Genomic DNA, 17,574 nt, shown 5'->3' on the forward strand with positions numbered 1-17,574 from the left:
GCTCAATCCTGATTGAGGCCCACTCGATACAGCACGCCATCGTCCTCATCCGTCAGCACATACAGAAAGCCATCCGGCCCCTGCCGCACATCGCGAATGCGTGCCTTCAAGCCGCCCAGCAAGCGCTCCTCATGGATAACCTTGTCGCCATCGAACTGCAGACGAATCAGTTCCTGACTGGCCAGCGCACCGATGAACACGTTGTGCTGCCACGCCTTGAACCGGTCGGCGTCGTAGAAGGCCATGCCACTGATAGCCGGTGATTTCTCCCACACATGGTGGGGCGCCACGGTGCCTTCTGCGGTCTTGCCCTTGGCCTCGGGAATCGGTGTCAGCGAATAGTTGATGCCGTGAGTCGCCAGCGGCCAGCCGTAGTTCTTGCCGCGCTCGATAATGTTGATTTCATCACCGCCGCGCGGCCCGTGTTCGTTTTCCCAGAGCGTGCCACTCCATGGGTTCAGCGCCAGCCCTTGTGGATTGCGCTGGCCGTAGGACCAGATCTCGGGACGTACCCCGGCTTGACCGACAAACGGGTTGTCATCGGGCACGCGGCCATCCGGGTAGATCCGTACGACTTTGCCTTGCAGCTTGTCCAGGTCCTGGGCGGTCGGGCGGTCGTTGTTTTCCCCCAGGGTCACGAACAGGTAGCCATCGCGGTCGAAGGCCAGGCGCGAACCGAAGTGGTTGCCGGTGGAGAGTTTCGGCTCCTGGCGCAGGATCACGTTGAAATCGGTCAAGCCACTCAGGTCCGGCGCCAGGCGCCCGCGACCCACAGCGGTGCCGGCCGTGCCGCCCTTGCCGCCGCCTTCGGCGTACGTCAGGTAGACCATGCGGTCCTGCTTGAAGTCCGGCGACAGCACCACATCGAGCAAACCGCCCTGCCCCTTGGCCCACACCTCGGGCACGCCGGTCAACGGCGCAGACAGCTTGCCGTCCGGACTGACAAAGCGCAGGCGCCCCGGACGCTCGGTCACCAGGAACCCTTGCTGGTCGGGTAAAAACGCCACAGCCCAGGGGTGATCGAGGCCTTTGACGATCGGGGTCGCGGTGATGCTGCCTTGTTCACTGGGGAACTGCTGCCCATCGGCGGCATAAACGGCCGTCTGCGCAAGCAGCGTGGTGGCGCACAGGGTGGCGAGCAGGGTTTTGCGTATCAACATAAGACAGCGTCCTTACCGGCGATTGCCGTTGGCATCATAGGTGGGGGCTTTGGAGTCGGTGGCTGGACGGCTGGGGGCCGCATCGCGTTGCGGATAGCGATTGCCGATACCACCGTTTTCCAGGGTAGGTGTGCGCGGCGTCGGCACGGTCTGAATACCACGCACCGCCGGCGTATTGGGTTGGGTGCCCTGCATGCTGTTGGGATTGGCCCGGTGGATCGGGCCGTTATTGGAATCGCTTCTGCCGGGCAGGTTTTGCGCGAGGGCAACTGGCCCAAGTGCCAGGCCTAGCACCAGCACCGCGAGATGACGCACACAGCTGTTCATGACGAAGCCTCTCTGGGGCGAGGAGTACATGCTTTCGATACCACGCTACGCCCTGGGTTCGGCTTTCGTAACTAAATAGTTTCTCATCAGGTGTAACACGATCTGTCCGCGCATCTGCCCGGGGAAACTTTTCACGCTGCCGTCGAGTCACCCGAACACAGCTTCTTCTTAAGGAATCGCACGTATGCCACGGGCAATCTGGAAAGGCGCCATCAGTTTCGGCCTGGTTCATATTCCGGTATCGCTGGTCTCGGCCACCTCCGCCCAGGGCGTGGACTTCGACTGGCTGGACAAGCGCAGCATGGACCCGGTGGGCTACAAGCGCATCAACAAGGCCACCGGCAAGGAGGTCACCAAGGAGAATATCGTCAAGGGCGTAGCGTTTGAGAAAGGCCGCTATGTGGTACTCAGCGAAGATGAGATCCGCTCGGCCCACCCCAAGTCGACCCAGACCATCGAAATCATCGCGTTTGTCGCCAGCGACCAGATTCCGTTGCAGAACATCGACACGCCCTACTTCCTGGCCCCGGATAAACGTGGTGGCAAAGTCTACGCACTGCTGCGCGAAACATTGAAGAAAACCCGCAAGGTCGCCCTGGCCAATGTGGTGTTGCACACCAAGCAACACCTGGCGGCACTGATGCCCCTGGAGTCGGCGCTGGTGCTGGTGATGCTGCGCTGGCCGGCTGAAGTGCGCAGCCTGGATGAACTGGAACTGCCCAGCGAGGTGACCAAACCCAGCCTGGCCAAGGGCGAGCTGGACATGGCCAAGCGCCTGGTGGAAGACATGAGCGCAGACTGGCAGCCCGAGGACTATCGCGACAGTTTCCAGGAAAAGATCATGGCGCTGGTGGCGAAGAAAGCCAAGGCCGGCAAGATCGAAGACGTCGAATCCCAGGAAGGCAGCGACGAGCGCAAGTCCGCCGATGTGATCGATTTGACCGAGCTGCTCAAGCGCAGCCTGGCGGGCAAGCCGGCGACGAAAAACCCGGCCGCGAAAAAATCCACCAAAAAGGCCTCCTGAGCCTGCCTTATGCGGGAGAACCACATGGCCAAGCCCCTGAGCGAATACAACCGTAAACGCGATTTCGAGGTCACCGCCGAGCCATCAGGCCGCGCACCGGGTCGTAAGCCCAAGGCATCGGCCCTGAGCTTCGTGATCCAGAAGCACGACGCGCGCAACCTGCACTATGACTTCCGTCTTGAGCTTGACGGGGTGCTGCTCAGTTGGGCAGTGCCCAAGGGGCCGAGCCTGGACCCGAGCCAGAAACGCCTGGCCGTGCACGTTGAAGATCATCCCCTGAGCTATGGCGGTTTCGAGGGCAGCATCCCGGCCGGCCAGTACGGCGCCGGCGATGTGATCGTGTGGGACCGCGGCATCTGGCAACCCCATGACGACCCGCACAAGGCCTATGCCGCCGGCAAACTCACATTTACCCTGGTCGGTGAAAAGCTCTCCGGTGACTGGGCGCTGGTACGTACGCGCCTCAAGGGCAGCGGCGACAAGGAGCAGTGGCTGCTGATCAAGGAAAAAGACCAGCAGGCCCGCCCCGCCACCGAATACGATATCGTCCAGGCCCAGCCAAAGAGCGTCCTCAGTGACGCCTCGGTCGGTGAACCCAAGGCCAAGCCTCGCGCCAAACCACAGAAGCGGGCAACCGCCCTCCCCGAACAATTCGCCCCGCAACTGGCAACCCTGGTAGACCGCGCACCCGAAGGCGACTGGCACTACGAGATCAAGTTCGACGGTTACCGCATGCTCGCCCGCATCCGCGGCGGCGAGGTACGCCTGTTTACCCGCAATGGCCATGACTGGACCGAGCGCCTGCCACGCCAGGTCAAGGCCCTGCAGGCCCTGAAGCTCAAGGACAGCTGGCTCGATGGCGAGATGGTCAGCCTTAATGACGACGGCCTGCCGGACTTCCAGGCACTGCAAAATGCCTTTGAGCTCGGCCGCAGCCTGGACATCGTCTACTACCTGTTCGACGCGCCGTTTTTAAACGGCAGCGATCAACGTCAGGCGCCACTGGAGGAGCGCCGCGCCGCGCTCAAAGACGCCTTGTCCGGCAGCCGCAGCAAACTGCTGCGTTTCTCCGAAGCATTTGCCGCCAACCAGCGCGATATTGTCGAAAGCGCATGCGAGCTGGCGTTGGAAGGCGTGATCGGCAAGCGTAAGGGCAGCCCCTACGTTTCCAGTCGAAGTACCGATTGGATCAAGCTCAAATGCCGCCTGCGCCAGGAGTTCGTGATCGTCGGCTACACCCGCCCCCAGGGATCACGCAGCGGTTTTGGTGCGCTGCTGCTGGCCGTCCATGCCGATGGCGCGCTGGTCTATGCCGGGCGCGTGGGCACCGGGTTCGACCAGGCCTCACTGAAAAACATCCATGCCCGGCTCAAGCCTTTGGAACGCACGGCGTCGCCCCTGGCAAAACCGCTGACCGGCACCCAGGCGCGCGGCGTGCATTGGGTAGAGCCGACGCTGGTCGGTGAGGTGCAGTTTGCCCAATGGACCCGAGAGGGTGTGGTACGCCAGGCAGCGTTCATGGGCTTGCGCACGGACAAACCCGCCGCGCAGGTCATTCAGGAGCAGCCCCGCGCGGCCAAAACCCTGAAAGCATCGGCGGCATGCAAGGGCAGCGGGGTGACGATCACTCACCCCGACCGCGTCATCGACCCGCAAAGCGGCACGCAGAAACAGCAATTGGCGCAGTTCTACGAAGGCATCAGCGAATGGATCCTGCCCTTCCTGCGCCATCGCCCCGTGTCCCTGCTCAGGGCTCCGGAAGGCATCGAGGGCGAGCAGTTCTTCCAGAAGCACTCGGAGCGCCTGGCGATTCCGAACATCAAGCAACTGGACCCGGCACTGGACCCAGGCCATGCGCGCCTGATGGAGATCGACACGACGAAAGCGCTGGTTGGGGCCGTGCAAATGGGCACCCTCGAACTGCATACCTGGGGCGCCACTTCGGACAAGATCGAAACCCCGGACCTGTTTGTGCTGGACCTTGACCCGGACCCGGCGCTGCCCTGGAAAACCATGCTGGAAGCCGCTCAGCTCACCTTGTCGGTACTCGACGAGCTGGGGTTGGAAGCCTTCGTCAAGACCAGCGGCGGCAAAGGCTTGCACCTGGTCATACCGTTGGCGCGGCGGGATGGCTGGGACACGGTAAAAGCCTTTGCCAAAGCCATCGCCCAGTTCATGGCCCGGCAGTTGCCCGAGCGTTTTACCGCCACCTCCGGGCCAAAAAACCGCGTAGGCAAGATCTTCATCGATTACCTGCGCAATGCCCGTGGCGCCAGCACAGTGGCGGCCTATTCGGTACGCGCACGGCCGGGCTTGCCCGTGTCGGTACCGGTAAGTCGTGAAGAGCTCAAAGGCTTGCGCAGTGCCCAGCAATGGACGGTGGCCAATGTGCTGGAGCGTTTGCAAGGTTTGAAGGAAGACCCGTGGGCGGGCTATGCCAATCGGCAAAAAATCAACAGAAAGATGTGGGATCAATTAGACGCCACGCCACCGAAGTGAGTGGCGCCCGGACCGGTTCAGATCAGCAGGAAGAGAGCCGCCAGGGCAGCGAAGATCGCCCACTTTTCAAGGTAGTAACGCGTGCGATTGCGCTTTTTCAGTTCTTTGCCACGCAGACGGATCTTGTACAGGCGAGTAAACGCGCGGTTGAGCCCACCCGTCTTGTCGCTGGCGTCATTGGGCGAGCCTGCGGCCGCCATCACAGTGCGGCTGAACCAGCGGTTGAAGGCGGCGGCCCAACGGTATTTCATCGGGCGCTCGATATCGCAGAACAGGATGATGCGGTTCTGTTGTGTAGTGTTTTCAGCGTAGTGAATATACGTCTCGTCAAACATCACCGGCTCGCCATCACGCCAGTAGTAACTTTCGCCGTCCACATTGATGTAGCAGCCCGGATCATTCGGCGTGTCCAGGCCCAGGTGGTAACGGTAGGAACCGGCATACGGGTCACGGTGGCGCACCAGCTTGGAGCCCGGCGGCAACTCGGCGAACATTGCCGCCTTGATCGAGCCGATGCCCTGCACCAGCTCGGTGGTACGCGGGCACAGCTTCATCGCCGAGGGGTGGCTGTCGCCATACCATTTCAGGTAGAACCGCTTCCAGCCGGACTTGAAGAACGAGTTGAAACCTACGTCGTTGTATTGGTCGGAGCGTTTGATTTCGCCCGCACGCATCAGAGCATGGCCTTCCCGGCGAATCTCCTCCCAGTGCTCTTGCAGCGGGCTCAGTTCGGGAAAATCGCTGGGTGATAAATAAGGGCGGCCGGGCAGTTTGGAGAACAGGTAAAGGAAGCAGTTGATCGGTGCCAGGAAGGTCGAATGATCACTGAGTTGGCGGCCCAGCTTATGCCGCACCCGACCACGCAGGTGTACATACGCAATGGAGGCAACGTAAAGAACAACAATGATGAGTTTCAAGGGATTTCGTCACATGTCAGAAGAAAACAGGCTGCTCCTGCGCGCCCACAACGGCTGAGGATGGATAGCAGCGTCTGAAATCACAATTCACACAATTGGCACGACCGGCTGAGTAATGTCCCGATACGTGGTCCGTGGCAGTTATTTAGCCACAGTTTGTAACCAAAAGTTAATCAAGAATTGTGAAAACCTGTCTAGTGAATGTGCCGGGCAGGCGCCTCGACGGCCGGCCTTGGGGCACGGCAACCACCGATCATCGAACGGCGAAAGATGGTAAAAGGCAGCACCGCCGGCAACGCCCGGTAATTACCCCCTCAGCAAAAAGGAATTTGTATGTCAGCCCTTTCAGATCCGGATAGTCAAACCCTTCAAGGCGTTTGGGAGCAAACCTCACTTGAAGACAGTGGCGTACTCAATCCCATCGATGCCCACAGCGCTCCGGGCGCTTTAACCACTATCAGCGGCGATCGTTTCGAAGTGAAGACCGTCAGTGGCGAAGTGTTGTTGGCGGGTCGGTTTTTCCTCGACAGCAGCACGGTTCCCAAAAGCATTACCTGGGTGGACGCCCTGGGCGATGACGCCGGCAAGCACTTGCCCGCCAGTTATCGCCTGGAGGGGGATTCATTTGTGTTCATTGCGGCGGATGAAGGAATGCCCAGACCCATCGTGTTCAGTACCGGCCCAGGCCAAACCATGCGCACTTTCGTGCGCCGCGCGTGATGCTGCGCGCCATCCGAACGCGCGACAGCAATTTCACAAAGCCTTCACTTTCAGCCCTATAGGGTGAAGCCTACCTACTCCAGTAAATCCCTTGGCCCGCCAGTTCGCGGGCTTTTTTTGCCTGGTGCGAATCGGCTCAGGCGGGACGCTTGGTGGCGGCCAGCGTGAAGCACAGGGGTAACTGGGCAGGCTGGTGCTCGTACTGGTCGTAAAGTTCTTCGCGATTGGAGTGGGCATATTCCTGCAGATGGTCGATCTGCAACTGCGCAGCAATCGCCGCGCTCACCACATCCCCCAGGGTGTGCACATACCAATAGGAGGTCGGCCCCGCCACTTCGCCCTGCCCCTCATAGACAATCGACTCCTGCAGCACAAAAGGCTCACGCTGGAAGTACGAACTGGCCGGCAACAGTGGGTCTGGCGCACGCGGGTCGAACATTTCCAGAAACGGGTGGGTTTCATACATCACCAGCGTGCCACCGGGTTTCAAGGTCCTGGCGACATGGCGCATGAACAGCGCCACATCCGGCATCCAGCCCAGCACGCCGATGGTCACCAAGGCGATGTCGAAGCGCTCGTGCAAGCGTGATGGCAACTGGTGGATATCGCTTTCGATGAATTCCGGGTTGTGGGGCGAAACGTCGGCAAGCTCACGGGCCTGCTGCAGGAACGCCCGGGATTGATCCACACCGACCACCGAGCACGCGCCCAGGCCGAACAGTGACAGGCTTTCGCGACCGTTATTGCAGCACACCTGCACCACCTCTTTGCCGGCAACGCCAATGTCTTGCAACAACCCGGCAAGGGTGGGATCCAGGCACGAAAACCCAGGGTCGCGGACCCCGTTAAGCAGGGCGCTCCAGGTCTCGGTGGTTTTGTGCAGGTCGGCGGATTGATCCCAGGCGTCCTTGTTGCAGGCAATCGCCTGTTGAGCTGAGGGCATGTCCATTGCGTCTCCAGATAAGTCATACGGCGAGGCAAAGAAAATAAGCCACAAGCCCGCAGATTAAAACCCCAGCAGCAGGCGAAACTAAATGAACTGCGCGCAGGTCACTAGCGCAATGAGTGTTCAGCCTTTGAACGCCCCCTGCGAAGTCCTGACCATGGCCACACACGCCGACCTGCGTAATACCCTGTCCCTGGACAGCCTGAATTTTTTCCTGGCGGATGTGCGCGACGGCCTCGGTCCATACCTGGCCATCTACTTGCTGGCGGTGCACAAGTGGGATCCGGCCAGTATCGGCGTAGTCATGACCCTGGCAGGTATCGCCGCGCTGATCACCCAGGGCCCGGCGGGTGCCCTGGTCGACCGCACGCGCAGCAAACGCGCTGTGATTGCCGTCGCCGCCCTGCTGGTGACCGGCAGTTGCCTGTTGCTGCCCTTCGTCAGTTCATTCAGCCTGGTTGCCTTGACCCAGGCGGCCAGTGCCATCGCCGCATCGGTGTTCGCGCCGGCGATCTCCGCGATTTCCCTGGGCATTACCGGGCCACGTGCGTTCACCCGGCGCACCGGGCGCAACGAAACCTTCAACCATGCCGGCAACGCTGTGGCGGCGCTGTTGGCCGGTGGCCTGGCGTACCTGTTCGGCCCCGTGGTGGTGTTCTACCTGATGGCCTTTATGGCGGTGGCCAGTGTCGTGGCGGTCAGTTGCGTCTCGGCCAAGGCGATCGACCATGAGGTAGCCCGGGGCTTCGACCCTGCCCACCACAGCGACCATGAGCAGCCGTCCGGCATTGCGGTCTTGCTGGCCAACCGGCCGTTATTGCTGTTTGCCGTCTGCTGCGCCCTCTTCCACCTGGCCAATGCGGCGATGCTGCCGCTGGTCAGCCAGAAGCTCTCGCAGATCAACCTGCAGATGGCCACGCCATTGACCTCGGCCTGTATCGTCGCCGCACAATTGGTGATGGTGCCGATGGCCTGGCTGGTGGGCAGCAAGGCCGACGTGTGGGGGCGCAAGCCGCTGTTGCTGTTCGGCTTCATGATCCTGCCGCTGCGTGGCGTGCTCTACACCCTGTCCAGCGATCCCTACTGGCTGGTGGCCGTGCAGATGCTCGACGGCATCGGCGCAGGGATCTTCGGTGCGCTGTTCCCGGTGATCGTCAAGGACCTGACCCAGGGCACCGGGCGTTTCAACGTCAGCCTGGGGGCGCTGTCCACGGTATTTGGGCTGGGCGCGGCCTTGAGCAGCAGCCTGGCCGGTTTTGTGGTGCAGCAGGCTGGCTACAATGCGGCCTTCCTCACCCTTGCCGGGGTGGCGGGCGTCGCGTTGGCGCTGTTATGGCTGGCGATGCCGGAGACGCTGGCCAAACCCTTCTTCGCGCCTCACGCCTCTGCTGCCTGATATGAGCGACGCCAGGAACTGTGCAGACGAAATCCGAGCGGGCGCCAAATTTCGGCCCAAAAAAAGTCTCACCCACCTTCGGTGAGCTGACCCAGCGTTTGATTGCTGGGCCAGAAGCGCAAGTTAGAGCAGTACAGTGGACAGCATTCCCAAGGCTCCCAAGACGAACCCGATAAGGGCGCCTCGTCCTGGTGCTTCATGAAACAGCGACCAGACCACCAAGGGCTCAAGCAGCAACAAAGAGGTGACGGAGACCACGGTGACGATCCAGATGTCACCGACAGCAACGTACCCCAGCCAATACGCACCCAACAGACAAAGCCCTGCAAAACACATCAGCACAACAGGAAGGACGAACCCTTCCCATGAACCATTTCCTGTCTGGGCAAGCTTGGCGGTGACCACCTCACTGTAGATTGCACAAAACTCGCCGAGCACCATCAACCCTAGAGCAGAAACTCCGAGTAGTTCTTTGGACATATCAAAAACTCCTTCGTATTCAGCGCAATATTTTTCAACTCCCAGCCAGCGATGCCGCAGCCCAGGAGTTCGTTGCAGTGATACGAAGCAGCCTTGAACAGGCCTGAATTACCGAAGTGCTTTTCCATGCTCATATCCTTCATAGGGGGTGAGTCTTGGCGTCCACATTGGGGGCGCGTGGCGATCATACGTTCCGCTATCCGTTCTGAACAACCCGCCACCTTGGAGTGACCACGCGCCACATGAGATTGAAGGCGCTCAACATCCCTCGTCGGCCGCCATACAACTGTCGCCTGACATATGCGACAATGCGCGCCAAATTCCAACACACATCCCCCATTTTTTGCTCAGCGACCGGGTTTCGCGCCTTGATGTCGCTGTTGATGCATGCCTGAAGGCTCCTGCCGCCACGCTCGCAACCCATTGATAGGTAAAGTAATTGATCTCCACAGCTAACATCACCATGCAGTTCGGCGCCAAGCCGCTCTTTGAGAACGTCTCGGTCAAGTTCGGCGCCGGCAACCGGTATGGTCTGATCGGTGCCAACGGTTGCGGCAAGTCGACCTTCATGAAAATCCTTGGCGGCGACCTCGATCCGTCTGGCGGCCAGGTCATGCTGGAGCCGAATGTGCGCCTGGGCAAGCTGCGCCAGGACCAGTTCGCCTATGAAGAATTCACCGTGCTCGACACCGTGATCATGGGCCACGAGGAGCTGTGGAAGGTCAAGGCCGAGCGCGACCGTATCTACTCGCTGCCGGAAATGAGCGAAGACGACGGCATGGCCGTGGCCGAGCTGGAAACCGAATTCGCCGAGATGGACGGCTACACCGCCGAATCCCGTGCCGGTGAACTGCTGCTGGGCCTGGGTATTCCCCTGGAACAGCATTTCGGCCCGATGAGCGAAGTCTCCCCCGGCTGGAAACTGCGTGTGTTGCTGGCCCAGGCGCTGTTCTCGGACCCGGAAGTGCTGTTGCTCGACGAACCGACCAACCACCTGGACATCAACACCATCCGCTGGCTGGAAAACATCCTGACCCAACGCTCCAGCCTGATGATCATCATCTCTCACGACCGTCACTTCCTGAACAGCGTGTGCACCCACATGGCTGACCTGGACTACGGCGAGCTGCGCCTGTTCCCGGGCAACTACGACGAGTACATGACCGTGGCGACCCAGTCCCGCGAGCAGCTGCTGTCGGACAATGCCAAGAAGAAAGCGCAGATCTCCGAGCTGCAATCCTTCGTCAGCCGCTTCTCGGCCAACGCCTCGAAAGCCAAGCAGGCGACGTCCCGTGCCAAGGCGATCGACAAGATCCAGCTGGCCGAGGTCAAGCCTTCGAGCCGTGTGAGCCCGTTCATCCGTTTCGAACAGAACAAGAAGCTGCATCGACAGGCGGTCATCGTCGAGCGCATGGCCAAAGGTTTCGACGGCAAGCCGCTGTTCAAGGATTTCAGCTTCCAGATCGAAGCCGGCGAGCGCGTGGCGATCATCGGCCCGAACGGTATCGGCAAGACCACCCTGCTGCGCACCCTGGTCAACGAACTGACCCCGGATGCCGGCAGCATCAAGTGGACCGACGCCGCGGAACTGGGCTACTACGCCCAGGACCACGCCCATGACTTCGAAGACGACGTCACACTGTTCGACTGGATGGGCCAGTGGACCCAAGGCGAGCAAATGATCCGTGGCACCCTGGGTCGCATGCTGTTCTCCAACGATGAAATCCAGAAGTCCGTAAAGGTGATCTCCGGTGGTGAGCAAGGCCGCATGCTGTTCGGCAAGCTGATCCTGCAGAAGCCGAACGTGCTGATCATGGACGAACCGACCAACCACTTGGACATGGAATCCATCGAGGCGCTGAACCTGGCGCTGGAGAACTACCCGGGCACGCTGATCTTCGTCAGCCACGACCGTGAGTTCGTATCGTCCCTGGCCACCCGCATCATCGAGTTGAGCGCCAACGGCGTGATCGACTTCAGCGGCACCTACGACGACTACCTGCGCAGCCAAGGCGTGGTGTTCTAACAGTAGCGACCTGGAACCCTGGGGAACAGGCTCGTTGTGGTGAACGGGCTTTTGTGGTGAGCAGGCTTGTTGTGGTGAGCGGGCTTGCCCACCACAAAAGCCCGCTCGCCACAGTAGGCCGGTTTCTCGGCCAAAGTAGTTAGGCTGCTTCCTTTTCCCCCAAGCCCTTGCCATGATGCGTTCACCGCCCGCCCGCGAACGAGTGCCCATGTCCAACGCCGCCTCCTCCTCCCTGTCGATCACCCTGCAGATCGTCTCCATCGTCTTCTACACCTTCATCGCCTTTATCTGCATCGGCCTGCCGATTGCGGTAATCCCGGGCTATGTCCATGAGCAACTGGGCTTCAGCGCGGTGGTGGCCGGGATTACCATCGGCTCGCAGTACCTGGCAACCCTGCTCAGCCGCCCCATGGCCGGGCGCATGTCCGACAACGTCGGCACCAAGCGCGCGATTGTGCTGGGGCTGGCGGGCATCCTGGTCAGCGGTGTATTGACGTTCTTCGCCACCCTGGTGGACAACCTGCCCAGCCTGAGCCTGGGGATTCTGATCCTCGGCCGGCTGTTGCTGGGCGTGGCCCAGGGCCTGATCGGCGTGGGCACCATCAGTTGGTGCATGGGCCAGGTCGGGGCGGAGCACACGGCGCGGTCGATTTCGTGGAATGGCATTGCCTCCTACGGCGCCATCGCCATCGGCGCGCCGCTCGGGGTGGTGATGGTCGCCGAATATGGCTACACCAGCCTGGGTATCGCCCTGTCGGTATTGGCGGCGCTGGGCCTGGTGCTGATCCGCAATAAACCCTCGGTGCCGGTAGTGCGCGGCGAGCGTCTGCCGTTCTGGGCGGTGTTCGGGCGCATCGCACCCTTTGGTGCCAGCCTGTGCCTGGCGTCCATCGGCTACGGCACCCTGACCACCTTTATCACCCTGTATTACCTCAATCGCGGCTGGGCCGGCGCGGCGTACTGCCTCACGGTGTTTGGCGTGTGTTTTATCCTCTCGCGGCTGCTGTTCATCTCCGCGATAAGCCGTTTTGGCGGCTTCAGGGCGGCGATTGCCTGCATGATCATCGAGACCCTGGGCCTGACGCTGCTGTGGCTGGCACCGTCCACCGGCGTAGCCTTGATCGGTGCAGGGCTGACCGGCTTTGGCTTGTCGCTGGTGTACCCGGCGCTCGGCGTGGAGGCCATCAAGCAGGTGCCGAACAGCAGTCGCGGTGCGGGCCTGAGTGCCTATGCGGTGTTTTTCGACCTGGCCCTGGCGATTGCCGGGCCGTTGATGGGCGCCGTGGCGCTGAACCTGGGTTACAGCTGGATTTTCTTCTGCGCAGCGCTGTTATCGGTCACGGCGCTGGGAGTGACCTTGCTGCTCAAGCGCCGCGCTTACTGATCGGCGGTCTGCAAGCCGGCGCGGGTAGCCTGGCCGAGGGTGTGGCTGAAAAAACGCCCGGCCTCGGAGATCAGGTCGCGGTGGATACCTTCACGGTCGACGCCGTCGGCATCGGTGCAGATCGCCGGCATCGCGGCCAGTTGGTCGCTGTCGCACGGCGCCATGAACACGAAGTGCCCTGCCCCCGCCAGCAGCTTGAAGTCCGGTGGCTCCGGCAGTTTGCGTGCCAGGGCGGCGGCGTTCTTGTCGACCGCCACCAGCTTGTCGCCGTCGCCGCTATAGAGCAGCACCGGCACATGCACGTCGGCCAGGGTGTGGCGGCCGAACATCAGGCTCAAAGGCGCCATCAACATCAAGGCATGAATGCGCGGATCGGATTGCGGTTGCAGGTCGTCACGGTCCACCACCAGTTCGCCCTTGGTGGTGCAGGCATCACGATCTTCGGGGCGTTCCTGGCAATAGCGGCGCAGGCGGTCAAAGTCCGGCTTGGCTCCCGCCAGGATCAACGCGGTTTCGCCACCGGCCGAATAGCCGATAACACCCACCTGATCGACGTTGACGAACGGCGACAGCATCGGGTCGGCCAGCGTCGCGGTGATCGCTTCGGAAATCTGGATCGGCCGGCCGTACAGGTTACTCACCGTGCCCAGGCGGCTGTGGTCCTTATAGTTATCGCCGGGATGCAACACCGCGACCACCACAAAGCCTTTGCGCGCCAGGGAGGTGGCCAGGTCATGCAGGGCCAGCGGCGTACCGGTGTTGCCATGGGACAGCATCAACATCGGGAAGCGGCCAATGGCGATCTTGGAATCTTCGCTGGCGGCGACGTGATAGGGACCCAGTTGCGTGCTGTGTTCAGCGTCGGTCGATGGGTAGAAGGCCACGGCTTTCATCGGCTGCTGGTCCAGCGGGTCGAGAAAGCTCATGCGGTGGAAGCCCACACTCCAATGGGGGTGCGGCGCGGGCGCGGCGTGCACTGAAATCAGGCCGCCGAGCAGGGAAAGAACCATAACAGCACAAAGACGCATCATGAGGATGTCCACCTTTGCTGCGTGACCACGTTCAACACCCGCGGCATGTCTATATGAAAAGTCCATGGTTCAAGGCACTCGCATCGGGTGATAAACCCATGCGTGCATAACCTGGGCCAAAGTAATGACAACGGGTAAACGAAAAAACTCCGTACTCCGGTCGTTTCAGGCGACAAGAATACAGAGTTTAGGCGCCCGGCTTCGGATTGAAACCGAGCAGAGGCGAAATTTACATAAGCCTTACGCAGCGGCGAACAATTGTTCGTTGATGAGCACGTTGGCGTCGCTCAGGGATTTGCTGCGCACTTCATCACCGTAGGCCAGGCCATGGGCGCGGACGAATTCGATGTCGGTAATGCCGAGGAAGCCCAGCATCACTTTGAGGTATTCCTCGTGGGCCACACCGGTTGCCTGGCCGACATGCATGCCGCCGGAGGTGGACACAATGACGACTTTCTTGTTACCGCACAGGCCTTCAGGGCCCGCTTCGGTGTAACGGAAGGTCTGGCCGGCAACGGCGATGCGGTCGATCCAGGCTTTCAACTGGGTTGGAATGGTGAAGTTGTACATCGGCGCACCGATCACCACGGCGTCGGCGGCGAGGAATTCGGCCAGGCTGTTGGCACTCAGGTCGGCCTCGTGTTGTTGCGCGGCGTCACGCAATTCGGCGGCGGTGCCCAGGGCGCCCAGGGTCGCGCCGGAGAAGTGGTTGATGCCTTCGCTGGCGAGGTCGCGGTAGGTCACTTCCACACCTGGCTCGGCCGCTTGCCAGGCCTTGACCACGCCAGCGCTGAGCTGACGGGAAGCCGAGTTGTCGCCGAGGATGCTGGAATCGATGTGCAACAGTTTCATGGTGGATCTCCGAGTGTGGGATCGACAGTGGCGATCAGATGAAGGGGATGCTACGCATGAAACCAATAGTCGATAAGACGCCTGAAATGCGATAGTTTGTCCCACTGACAGGACAATAGGCTGACCATGCAAGACCTCAACGACCTCTACTATTTTGCCAAAGTCGTCGAAGCCGGCGGCTTCGCGGCGGCCGGACGGCTGTTGGGCATTCCCAAGTCGCGGCTGTCGCGGCGCATTGCCGAGCTGGAAGAGCGCCTCGGCGCGCGCCTGCTGCAACGCACCACGCGGCAACTGACCCTGACCGCCGTCGGCGAGCGCTACCTGCGCCACTGCCAGGCGATGCTGCTGGAAGCGGAAATGGCCGACGAGGCCGTCGCCAGCATGTCCAGTGAACCGCGCGGGCGGCTGAGGGTGACGTGCCCGGTGGGCCTGGCGCAAAACATGATGCCGGATGTGGTCGCGGGTTTTCTGGCTGCCCACCCCCAGGTGCAGCTGGAGATGACCCTGGTCAACCGCCGTGTCGACCTGGTAGCCGAAGGCATCGATGTGGCGCTGCGCGTGCGCGAACTGGGCGATGAAGACCCGCTGCTGGTCACCAAGCGCCTGCGCCCCGCCCAGACGGCCCTGGTCGCCAGCCCGAACTTTTTGCACGGTCGGCACATCAACACCCTCGACGACCTCAAGCAACTGCCGATACTCGGCGCGCTGGAAGCTGACCGCATGGTGCACCAACGCATCCTCGATCCCGAAGGCAACCCCCACGACCTGGTGATGGAAGCGCGCCTGGGCGTCGATGACTTCAACGTACGCAAGGCCAGCGCCATCATGGGCCTGGGCTTTACCGTGCTGCCAATGATGTACTGCGAAGAAGAACTGGCCAGCGGCCGGCTCGTACAGTTGCTGCCGGAGTGGTCGTTGCCGGGCGGCTGGCTGCAGGCCGTCTACCCGCATCGCCGTGGCGTGCTGCCGGCGATTCGCGCCTGGATCGATTACCTGGAAGAAGGCTTCAAAAGCTGCGGAGACCGCCTGCTATGAAAATGACCGAAGCACAGGTCGCGACGTTCTGCCTGAGCCTGCCCGGCGCGCGGGAAGACTACAAATGGGGCGGCGTGCGGGTGTTCTCGATCGCCGGCAACAAGATGTTCGCCCTGCAGAATCTGCGCGGCGACTCGCTGGCGTTCAAGGTCGACAAGGAATTGTTCCTCGGCCATGTGGACCGTCCCGGCATCCACCCGGCGCCGTACCTGGCACGCGCGCAGTGGATCATCATGAACACGCCCTACCCGCTGGGGGCCGAGGAACTGCGTAGCCTGTTGCAGCGCTCCCACCAGTTGGTGGTGAGCAAACTGCCCAAGCGCACGCAGGTGGGGTTGCTGCTAGAGAACGGACAGTAGCGTGCCGCCGAGGAACAACTGGTCCAGCCAGAACACCTGGTGCAACAACACGATCACCCAGAACAGCACCTGGTAAGACACCTTGCGTGTCTTGTGCCGGAACACCTGCTGGGCAATCAGCGCCCCCGGCCAGCCGCCCGCCAGTTCCACGGCGTGGAGGATGTTTTCCGGGGTGCGCCAACTGTCGGTGCGGGCCTTGCGCTTGTCGCTCCAATACAGGAAAAACGCGATCACGCTGACCACCCCATAGGCCACCAGCGGGATCACGGTTTCGCCGCGTTGCCACACCAATACCGACCCCACCAGCGGCGCCGCGCACAGCAGCACAAAGATCGCCGCTTTCAAGCGCGGATGCTGAATCATCATGCCTTGGCCGCTGCCCAGTCGATCCAGCCGAATTGCCAGGTCGCCAGGATCAACAGGCCGAACGCAATGCGGTACCAGGCGAACGCCGCGTAGCTATGGCTGGCGATGAACTTGAGCAGGCCCTTGACCGCGATCATCGCGAAGATGAACGAGGTGACGAAGCCGATGGCGAACACCGGCAGCTCCGCCGGCTGGAACAGATCGCGGTATTTGTAGCCCGAGTACACCGCCGCACCGACCATGGTCGGCATGGCCAGGAAGAACGAAAACTCGGTGGCGGTCTTGCGCGACAGGCCGAACAGCAGGCCGCCGATGATGGTCGAGCCGGAGCGCGACGTACCTGGGATCATCGCCAGGCACTGGGCAAAACCGACCTTGAGCGCGTCTTTCCAGGTGATGTCATCGACGCTTTCCGCATGCACTTCATGCTCGCGGCGTTCGGCCCACAGCATGACAATGCCGCCAATCACCAACGCGGTGGCCACGGTGATCGGGTTGAACAGGTAATGGTGAATCAGGTCGGCAAAGATCACCCCCAGGACCACGGCGGGCAGGAACGCGATCAGCAGGTTGACCGTGAAGCGTTGGGCATTGCGCTGGGTCGGCAAGCCGGTGACCACATCGAGGATCTTGCGCCGGAATTCCCAGACCACCGCGAGGATGGCGCCCAGCTGGATGATGATGTTGAACGCCATGGCGCGTTCGCCGCCGAAGTCGAGCAAATCGGCGACGATAATCTGGTGGCCGGTGCTGGAGATCGGCAGGAACTCGGTAAGCCCCTCCACGACGCCAAGAATCAATGCCTGAATGGCGGTCCAAAAATCCATGCTTCCCCCAAAGGTCATGCGCTGTGGCATGCCTTATCAATCTTTTAATGGTTCACTGACGAGCGCACTCAAGTGCCCGGTGTTGACCATGGTCAATGCCGGCCTGCAAAAATTCTGTGAAAAATCAGGCAGTACTCAGGTTTTGCGATTTCAGGCCGAAAGCCTATCAGACAAGGCGTAAAAGTCGATGCGACGCCCACAATTATAAAAAGCCCGGAGTGACAG

The 17,574-nt window shown here is 61.3% G+C and carries 18 protein-coding genes; 8 read left to right on the plus strand and 10 right to left on the minus strand.

Translation table 11 applies throughout. From position 1 onward, the window contains the following. Positions 1 to 2 precede the first annotated feature (2 nt). Both NIBR502773_RS00705 and NIBR502773_RS00710 read right to left on the minus strand, forming a co-directional pair. Positions 3 to 1,160, minus strand: a complete 1,158-nt coding sequence (locus NIBR502773_RS00705) for a PQQ-dependent sugar dehydrogenase (protein ID WP_065941333.1) — start codon at positions 1,158 to 1,160, stop codon at positions 3 to 5. A 12-nt stretch (positions 1,161 to 1,172) separates the two neighbouring features. Then, on the minus strand, positions 1,173 to 1,487 hold the full coding sequence (locus NIBR502773_RS00710) for a hypothetical protein (protein ID WP_065941332.1): 315 nt from the start codon (positions 1,485 to 1,487) through the stop codon (positions 1,173 to 1,175). A gap of 184 nt (positions 1,488 to 1,671) precedes the next feature. Between NIBR502773_RS00710 and NIBR502773_RS00715 the strand changes: the two genes are divergently transcribed. Together NIBR502773_RS00715 and ligD are read left to right on the plus strand one after the other, a co-directional pair. Continuing rightward, on the plus strand, positions 1,672 to 2,511 hold the full coding sequence (locus tag NIBR502773_RS00715; protein WP_141155070.1) for a Ku protein: 840 nt from the start codon (positions 1,672 to 1,674) through the stop codon (positions 2,509 to 2,511). A gap of 24 nt (positions 2,512 to 2,535) precedes the next feature. Further along, positions 2,536 to 5,010, plus strand: a complete 2,475-nt coding sequence (ligD, locus tag NIBR502773_RS00720; RefSeq protein WP_141155071.1) for a DNA ligase D — start codon at positions 2,536 to 2,538, stop codon at positions 5,008 to 5,010. A gap of 17 nt (positions 5,011 to 5,027) precedes the next feature. Here ligD and lpxO read toward each other — a convergent pair whose 3' ends face one another. Further along, positions 5,028 to 5,927, minus strand: a complete 900-nt coding sequence (gene lpxO, locus NIBR502773_RS00725; RefSeq protein ID WP_141155072.1) for a lipid A hydroxylase LpxO — start codon at positions 5,925 to 5,927, stop codon at positions 5,028 to 5,030. Between the two features lie 333 nt (positions 5,928 to 6,260). On the opposite strand from lpxO, the gene NIBR502773_RS00730 reads away from it, so the two are divergent. Beyond that, a complete protein-coding gene (locus tag NIBR502773_RS00730) occupies positions 6,261 to 6,647 on the plus strand; it encodes a TIGR03067 domain-containing protein (RefSeq protein WP_065941329.1) in 387 nt (128 codons plus the stop codon). Positions 6,648 to 6,783: 136 nt separating this feature from the next. On the opposite strand, the gene NIBR502773_RS00735 is transcribed toward NIBR502773_RS00730, so the two are convergent. Next, a complete protein-coding gene (locus NIBR502773_RS00735) occupies positions 6,784 to 7,596 on the minus strand; it encodes a bifunctional 2-polyprenyl-6-hydroxyphenol methylase/3-demethylubiquinol 3-O-methyltransferase UbiG (RefSeq protein ID WP_141155073.1) in 813 nt (270 codons plus the stop codon). Positions 7,597 to 7,750: 154 nt separating this feature from the next. Here NIBR502773_RS00735 and NIBR502773_RS00740 point away from each other — a divergent pair, with 154 nt between their 5' ends. Next, complete coding sequence (locus NIBR502773_RS00740; protein ID WP_141157810.1) at positions 7,751 to 8,989, plus strand: MFS transporter; 1,239 nt, start codon at positions 7,751 to 7,753, stop codon at positions 8,987 to 8,989. 123 nt (positions 8,990 to 9,112) lie between these two features. Here NIBR502773_RS00740 and NIBR502773_RS00745 read toward each other — a convergent pair whose 3' ends face one another. Together NIBR502773_RS00745 and NIBR502773_RS30595 are read right to left on the minus strand one after the other, a co-directional pair. After that, positions 9,113 to 9,430 carry a hypothetical protein gene (locus NIBR502773_RS00745; RefSeq protein ID WP_053130406.1) on the minus strand — a complete coding sequence of 106 codons (318 nt, stop codon included), beginning with the start codon at positions 9,428 to 9,430 and terminating at the stop codon, positions 9,113 to 9,115. A 5-nt stretch (positions 9,431 to 9,435) separates the two neighbouring features. Further along, positions 9,436 to 9,597, minus strand: a complete 162-nt coding sequence (locus tag NIBR502773_RS30595; RefSeq protein WP_168208991.1) for a hypothetical protein — start codon at positions 9,595 to 9,597, stop codon at positions 9,436 to 9,438. A gap of 311 nt (positions 9,598 to 9,908) precedes the next feature. Here NIBR502773_RS30595 and NIBR502773_RS00750 point away from each other — a divergent pair, with 311 nt between their 5' ends. Next, on the plus strand, positions 9,909 to 11,495 hold the full coding sequence (locus NIBR502773_RS00750; RefSeq protein ID WP_027607903.1) for an ABC-F family ATPase: 1,587 nt from the start codon (positions 9,909 to 9,911) through the stop codon (positions 11,493 to 11,495). A 208-nt stretch (positions 11,496 to 11,703) separates the two neighbouring features. Continuing rightward, complete coding sequence (locus NIBR502773_RS00755) at positions 11,704 to 12,879, plus strand: MFS transporter (RefSeq protein ID WP_141155074.1); 1,176 nt, start codon at positions 11,704 to 11,706, stop codon at positions 12,877 to 12,879. Here NIBR502773_RS00755 and NIBR502773_RS00760 read toward each other — a convergent pair. Both NIBR502773_RS00760 and NIBR502773_RS00765 read right to left on the minus strand, forming a co-directional pair. Continuing rightward, positions 12,873 to 13,910, minus strand: a complete 1,038-nt coding sequence (locus NIBR502773_RS00760) for a dienelactone hydrolase (RefSeq protein WP_141155075.1) — start codon at positions 13,908 to 13,910, stop codon at positions 12,873 to 12,875. The two genes, NIBR502773_RS00755 and NIBR502773_RS00760, sit on opposite strands and share 7 nt — an antisense overlap. A 240-nt stretch (positions 13,911 to 14,150) precedes the next feature. Next, complete coding sequence (locus NIBR502773_RS00765) at positions 14,151 to 14,762, minus strand: FMN-dependent NADH-azoreductase (RefSeq protein ID WP_115486145.1); 612 nt, start codon at positions 14,760 to 14,762, stop codon at positions 14,151 to 14,153. Between the two features lie 126 nt (positions 14,763 to 14,888). Between NIBR502773_RS00765 and NIBR502773_RS00770 the strand changes: the two genes are divergently transcribed. Then, a complete protein-coding gene (locus tag NIBR502773_RS00770; RefSeq protein ID WP_065941322.1) occupies positions 14,889 to 15,797 on the plus strand; it encodes a LysR substrate-binding domain-containing protein in 909 nt (302 codons plus the stop codon). Beyond that, positions 15,794 to 16,156 carry an MmcQ/YjbR family DNA-binding protein gene (locus NIBR502773_RS00775; RefSeq protein ID WP_027607908.1) on the plus strand — a complete coding sequence of 121 codons (363 nt, stop codon included), beginning with the start codon at positions 15,794 to 15,796 and terminating at the stop codon, positions 16,154 to 16,156. Before NIBR502773_RS00770 ends, NIBR502773_RS00775 begins: the two co-directional genes overlap by 4 nt. On the opposite strand, the gene NIBR502773_RS00780 is transcribed toward NIBR502773_RS00775, so the two are convergent. Next, positions 16,139 to 16,522: a DUF1294 domain-containing protein gene (locus NIBR502773_RS00780; RefSeq protein WP_092359431.1), complete on the minus strand. Its 384-nt coding sequence runs from the start codon at positions 16,520 to 16,522 to the stop codon at positions 16,139 to 16,141. The genes NIBR502773_RS00775 and NIBR502773_RS00780 overlap by 18 nt on opposite strands. After that, positions 16,519 to 17,349: an undecaprenyl-diphosphate phosphatase gene (locus tag NIBR502773_RS00785; RefSeq protein WP_141155076.1), complete on the minus strand. Its 831-nt coding sequence runs from the start codon at positions 17,347 to 17,349 to the stop codon at positions 16,519 to 16,521. Before NIBR502773_RS00785 ends, NIBR502773_RS00780 begins: the two co-directional genes overlap by 4 nt. Between the last annotated feature and the right edge of the window lie 225 nt (positions 17,350 to 17,574).

Source organism: Pseudomonas sp. NIBRBAC000502773, from assembly GCF_006517195.1.
In the GTDB taxonomy this organism is placed as follows: Bacteria; Pseudomonadota; Gammaproteobacteria; order Pseudomonadales; family Pseudomonadaceae; genus Aquipseudomonas; species Aquipseudomonas marginalis.

Bases quoted from the DNA above. Each gene is read 5' to 3' on its own strand.
- NIBR502773_RS00740 (WP_141157810.1), top strand. From the start codon at position 7,751: ATGGCCACACACGCCGACCTGCGTAATACCCTGTCCCTGGACAGCCTG.
- NIBR502773_RS00760 (WP_141155075.1), bottom strand. From the start codon at position 13,910: ATGATGCGTCTTTGTGCTGTTATGGTTCTTTCCCTGCTCGGCGGCCTG.
- NIBR502773_RS00755 (WP_141155074.1), top strand. From the start codon at position 11,704: ATGTCCAACGCCGCCTCCTCCTCCCTGTCGATCACCCTGCAGATCGTC.
- NIBR502773_RS30595 (WP_168208991.1), bottom strand. From the start codon at position 9,597: ATGGAAAAGCACTTCGGTAATTCAGGCCTGTTCAAGGCTGCTTCGTAT.
- NIBR502773_RS00710 (WP_065941332.1), bottom strand. From the start codon at position 1,487: ATGAACAGCTGTGTGCGTCATCTCGCGGTGCTGGTGCTAGGCCTGGCA.
- NIBR502773_RS00765 (WP_115486145.1), bottom strand. From the start codon at position 14,762: ATGAAACTGTTGCACATCGATTCCAGCATCCTCGGCGACAACTCGGCT.
- NIBR502773_RS00705 (WP_065941333.1), bottom strand. From the start codon at position 1,160: ATGTTGATACGCAAAACCCTGCTCGCCACCCTGTGCGCCACCACGCTG.
- NIBR502773_RS00780 (WP_092359431.1), bottom strand. From the start codon at position 16,522: ATGATGATTCAGCATCCGCGCTTGAAAGCGGCGATCTTTGTGCTGCTG.
- NIBR502773_RS00715 (WP_141155070.1), top strand. From the start codon at position 1,672: ATGCCACGGGCAATCTGGAAAGGCGCCATCAGTTTCGGCCTGGTTCAT.
- NIBR502773_RS00735 (WP_141155073.1), bottom strand. From the start codon at position 7,596: ATGGACATGCCCTCAGCTCAACAGGCGATTGCCTGCAACAAGGACGCC.
- NIBR502773_RS00730 (WP_065941329.1), top strand. From the start codon at position 6,261: ATGTCAGCCCTTTCAGATCCGGATAGTCAAACCCTTCAAGGCGTTTGG.
- NIBR502773_RS00785 (WP_141155076.1), bottom strand. From the start codon at position 17,349: ATGGATTTTTGGACCGCCATTCAGGCATTGATTCTTGGCGTCGTGGAG.
- ligD (WP_141155071.1), top strand. From the start codon at position 2,536: ATGGCCAAGCCCCTGAGCGAATACAACCGTAAACGCGATTTCGAGGTC.
- NIBR502773_RS00775 (WP_027607908.1), top strand. From the start codon at position 15,794: ATGAAAATGACCGAAGCACAGGTCGCGACGTTCTGCCTGAGCCTGCCC.
- NIBR502773_RS00745 (WP_053130406.1), bottom strand. From the start codon at position 9,430: ATGGTGCTCGGCGAGTTTTGTGCAATCTACAGTGAGGTGGTCACCGCC.
- NIBR502773_RS00770 (WP_065941322.1), top strand. From the start codon at position 14,889: ATGCAAGACCTCAACGACCTCTACTATTTTGCCAAAGTCGTCGAAGCC.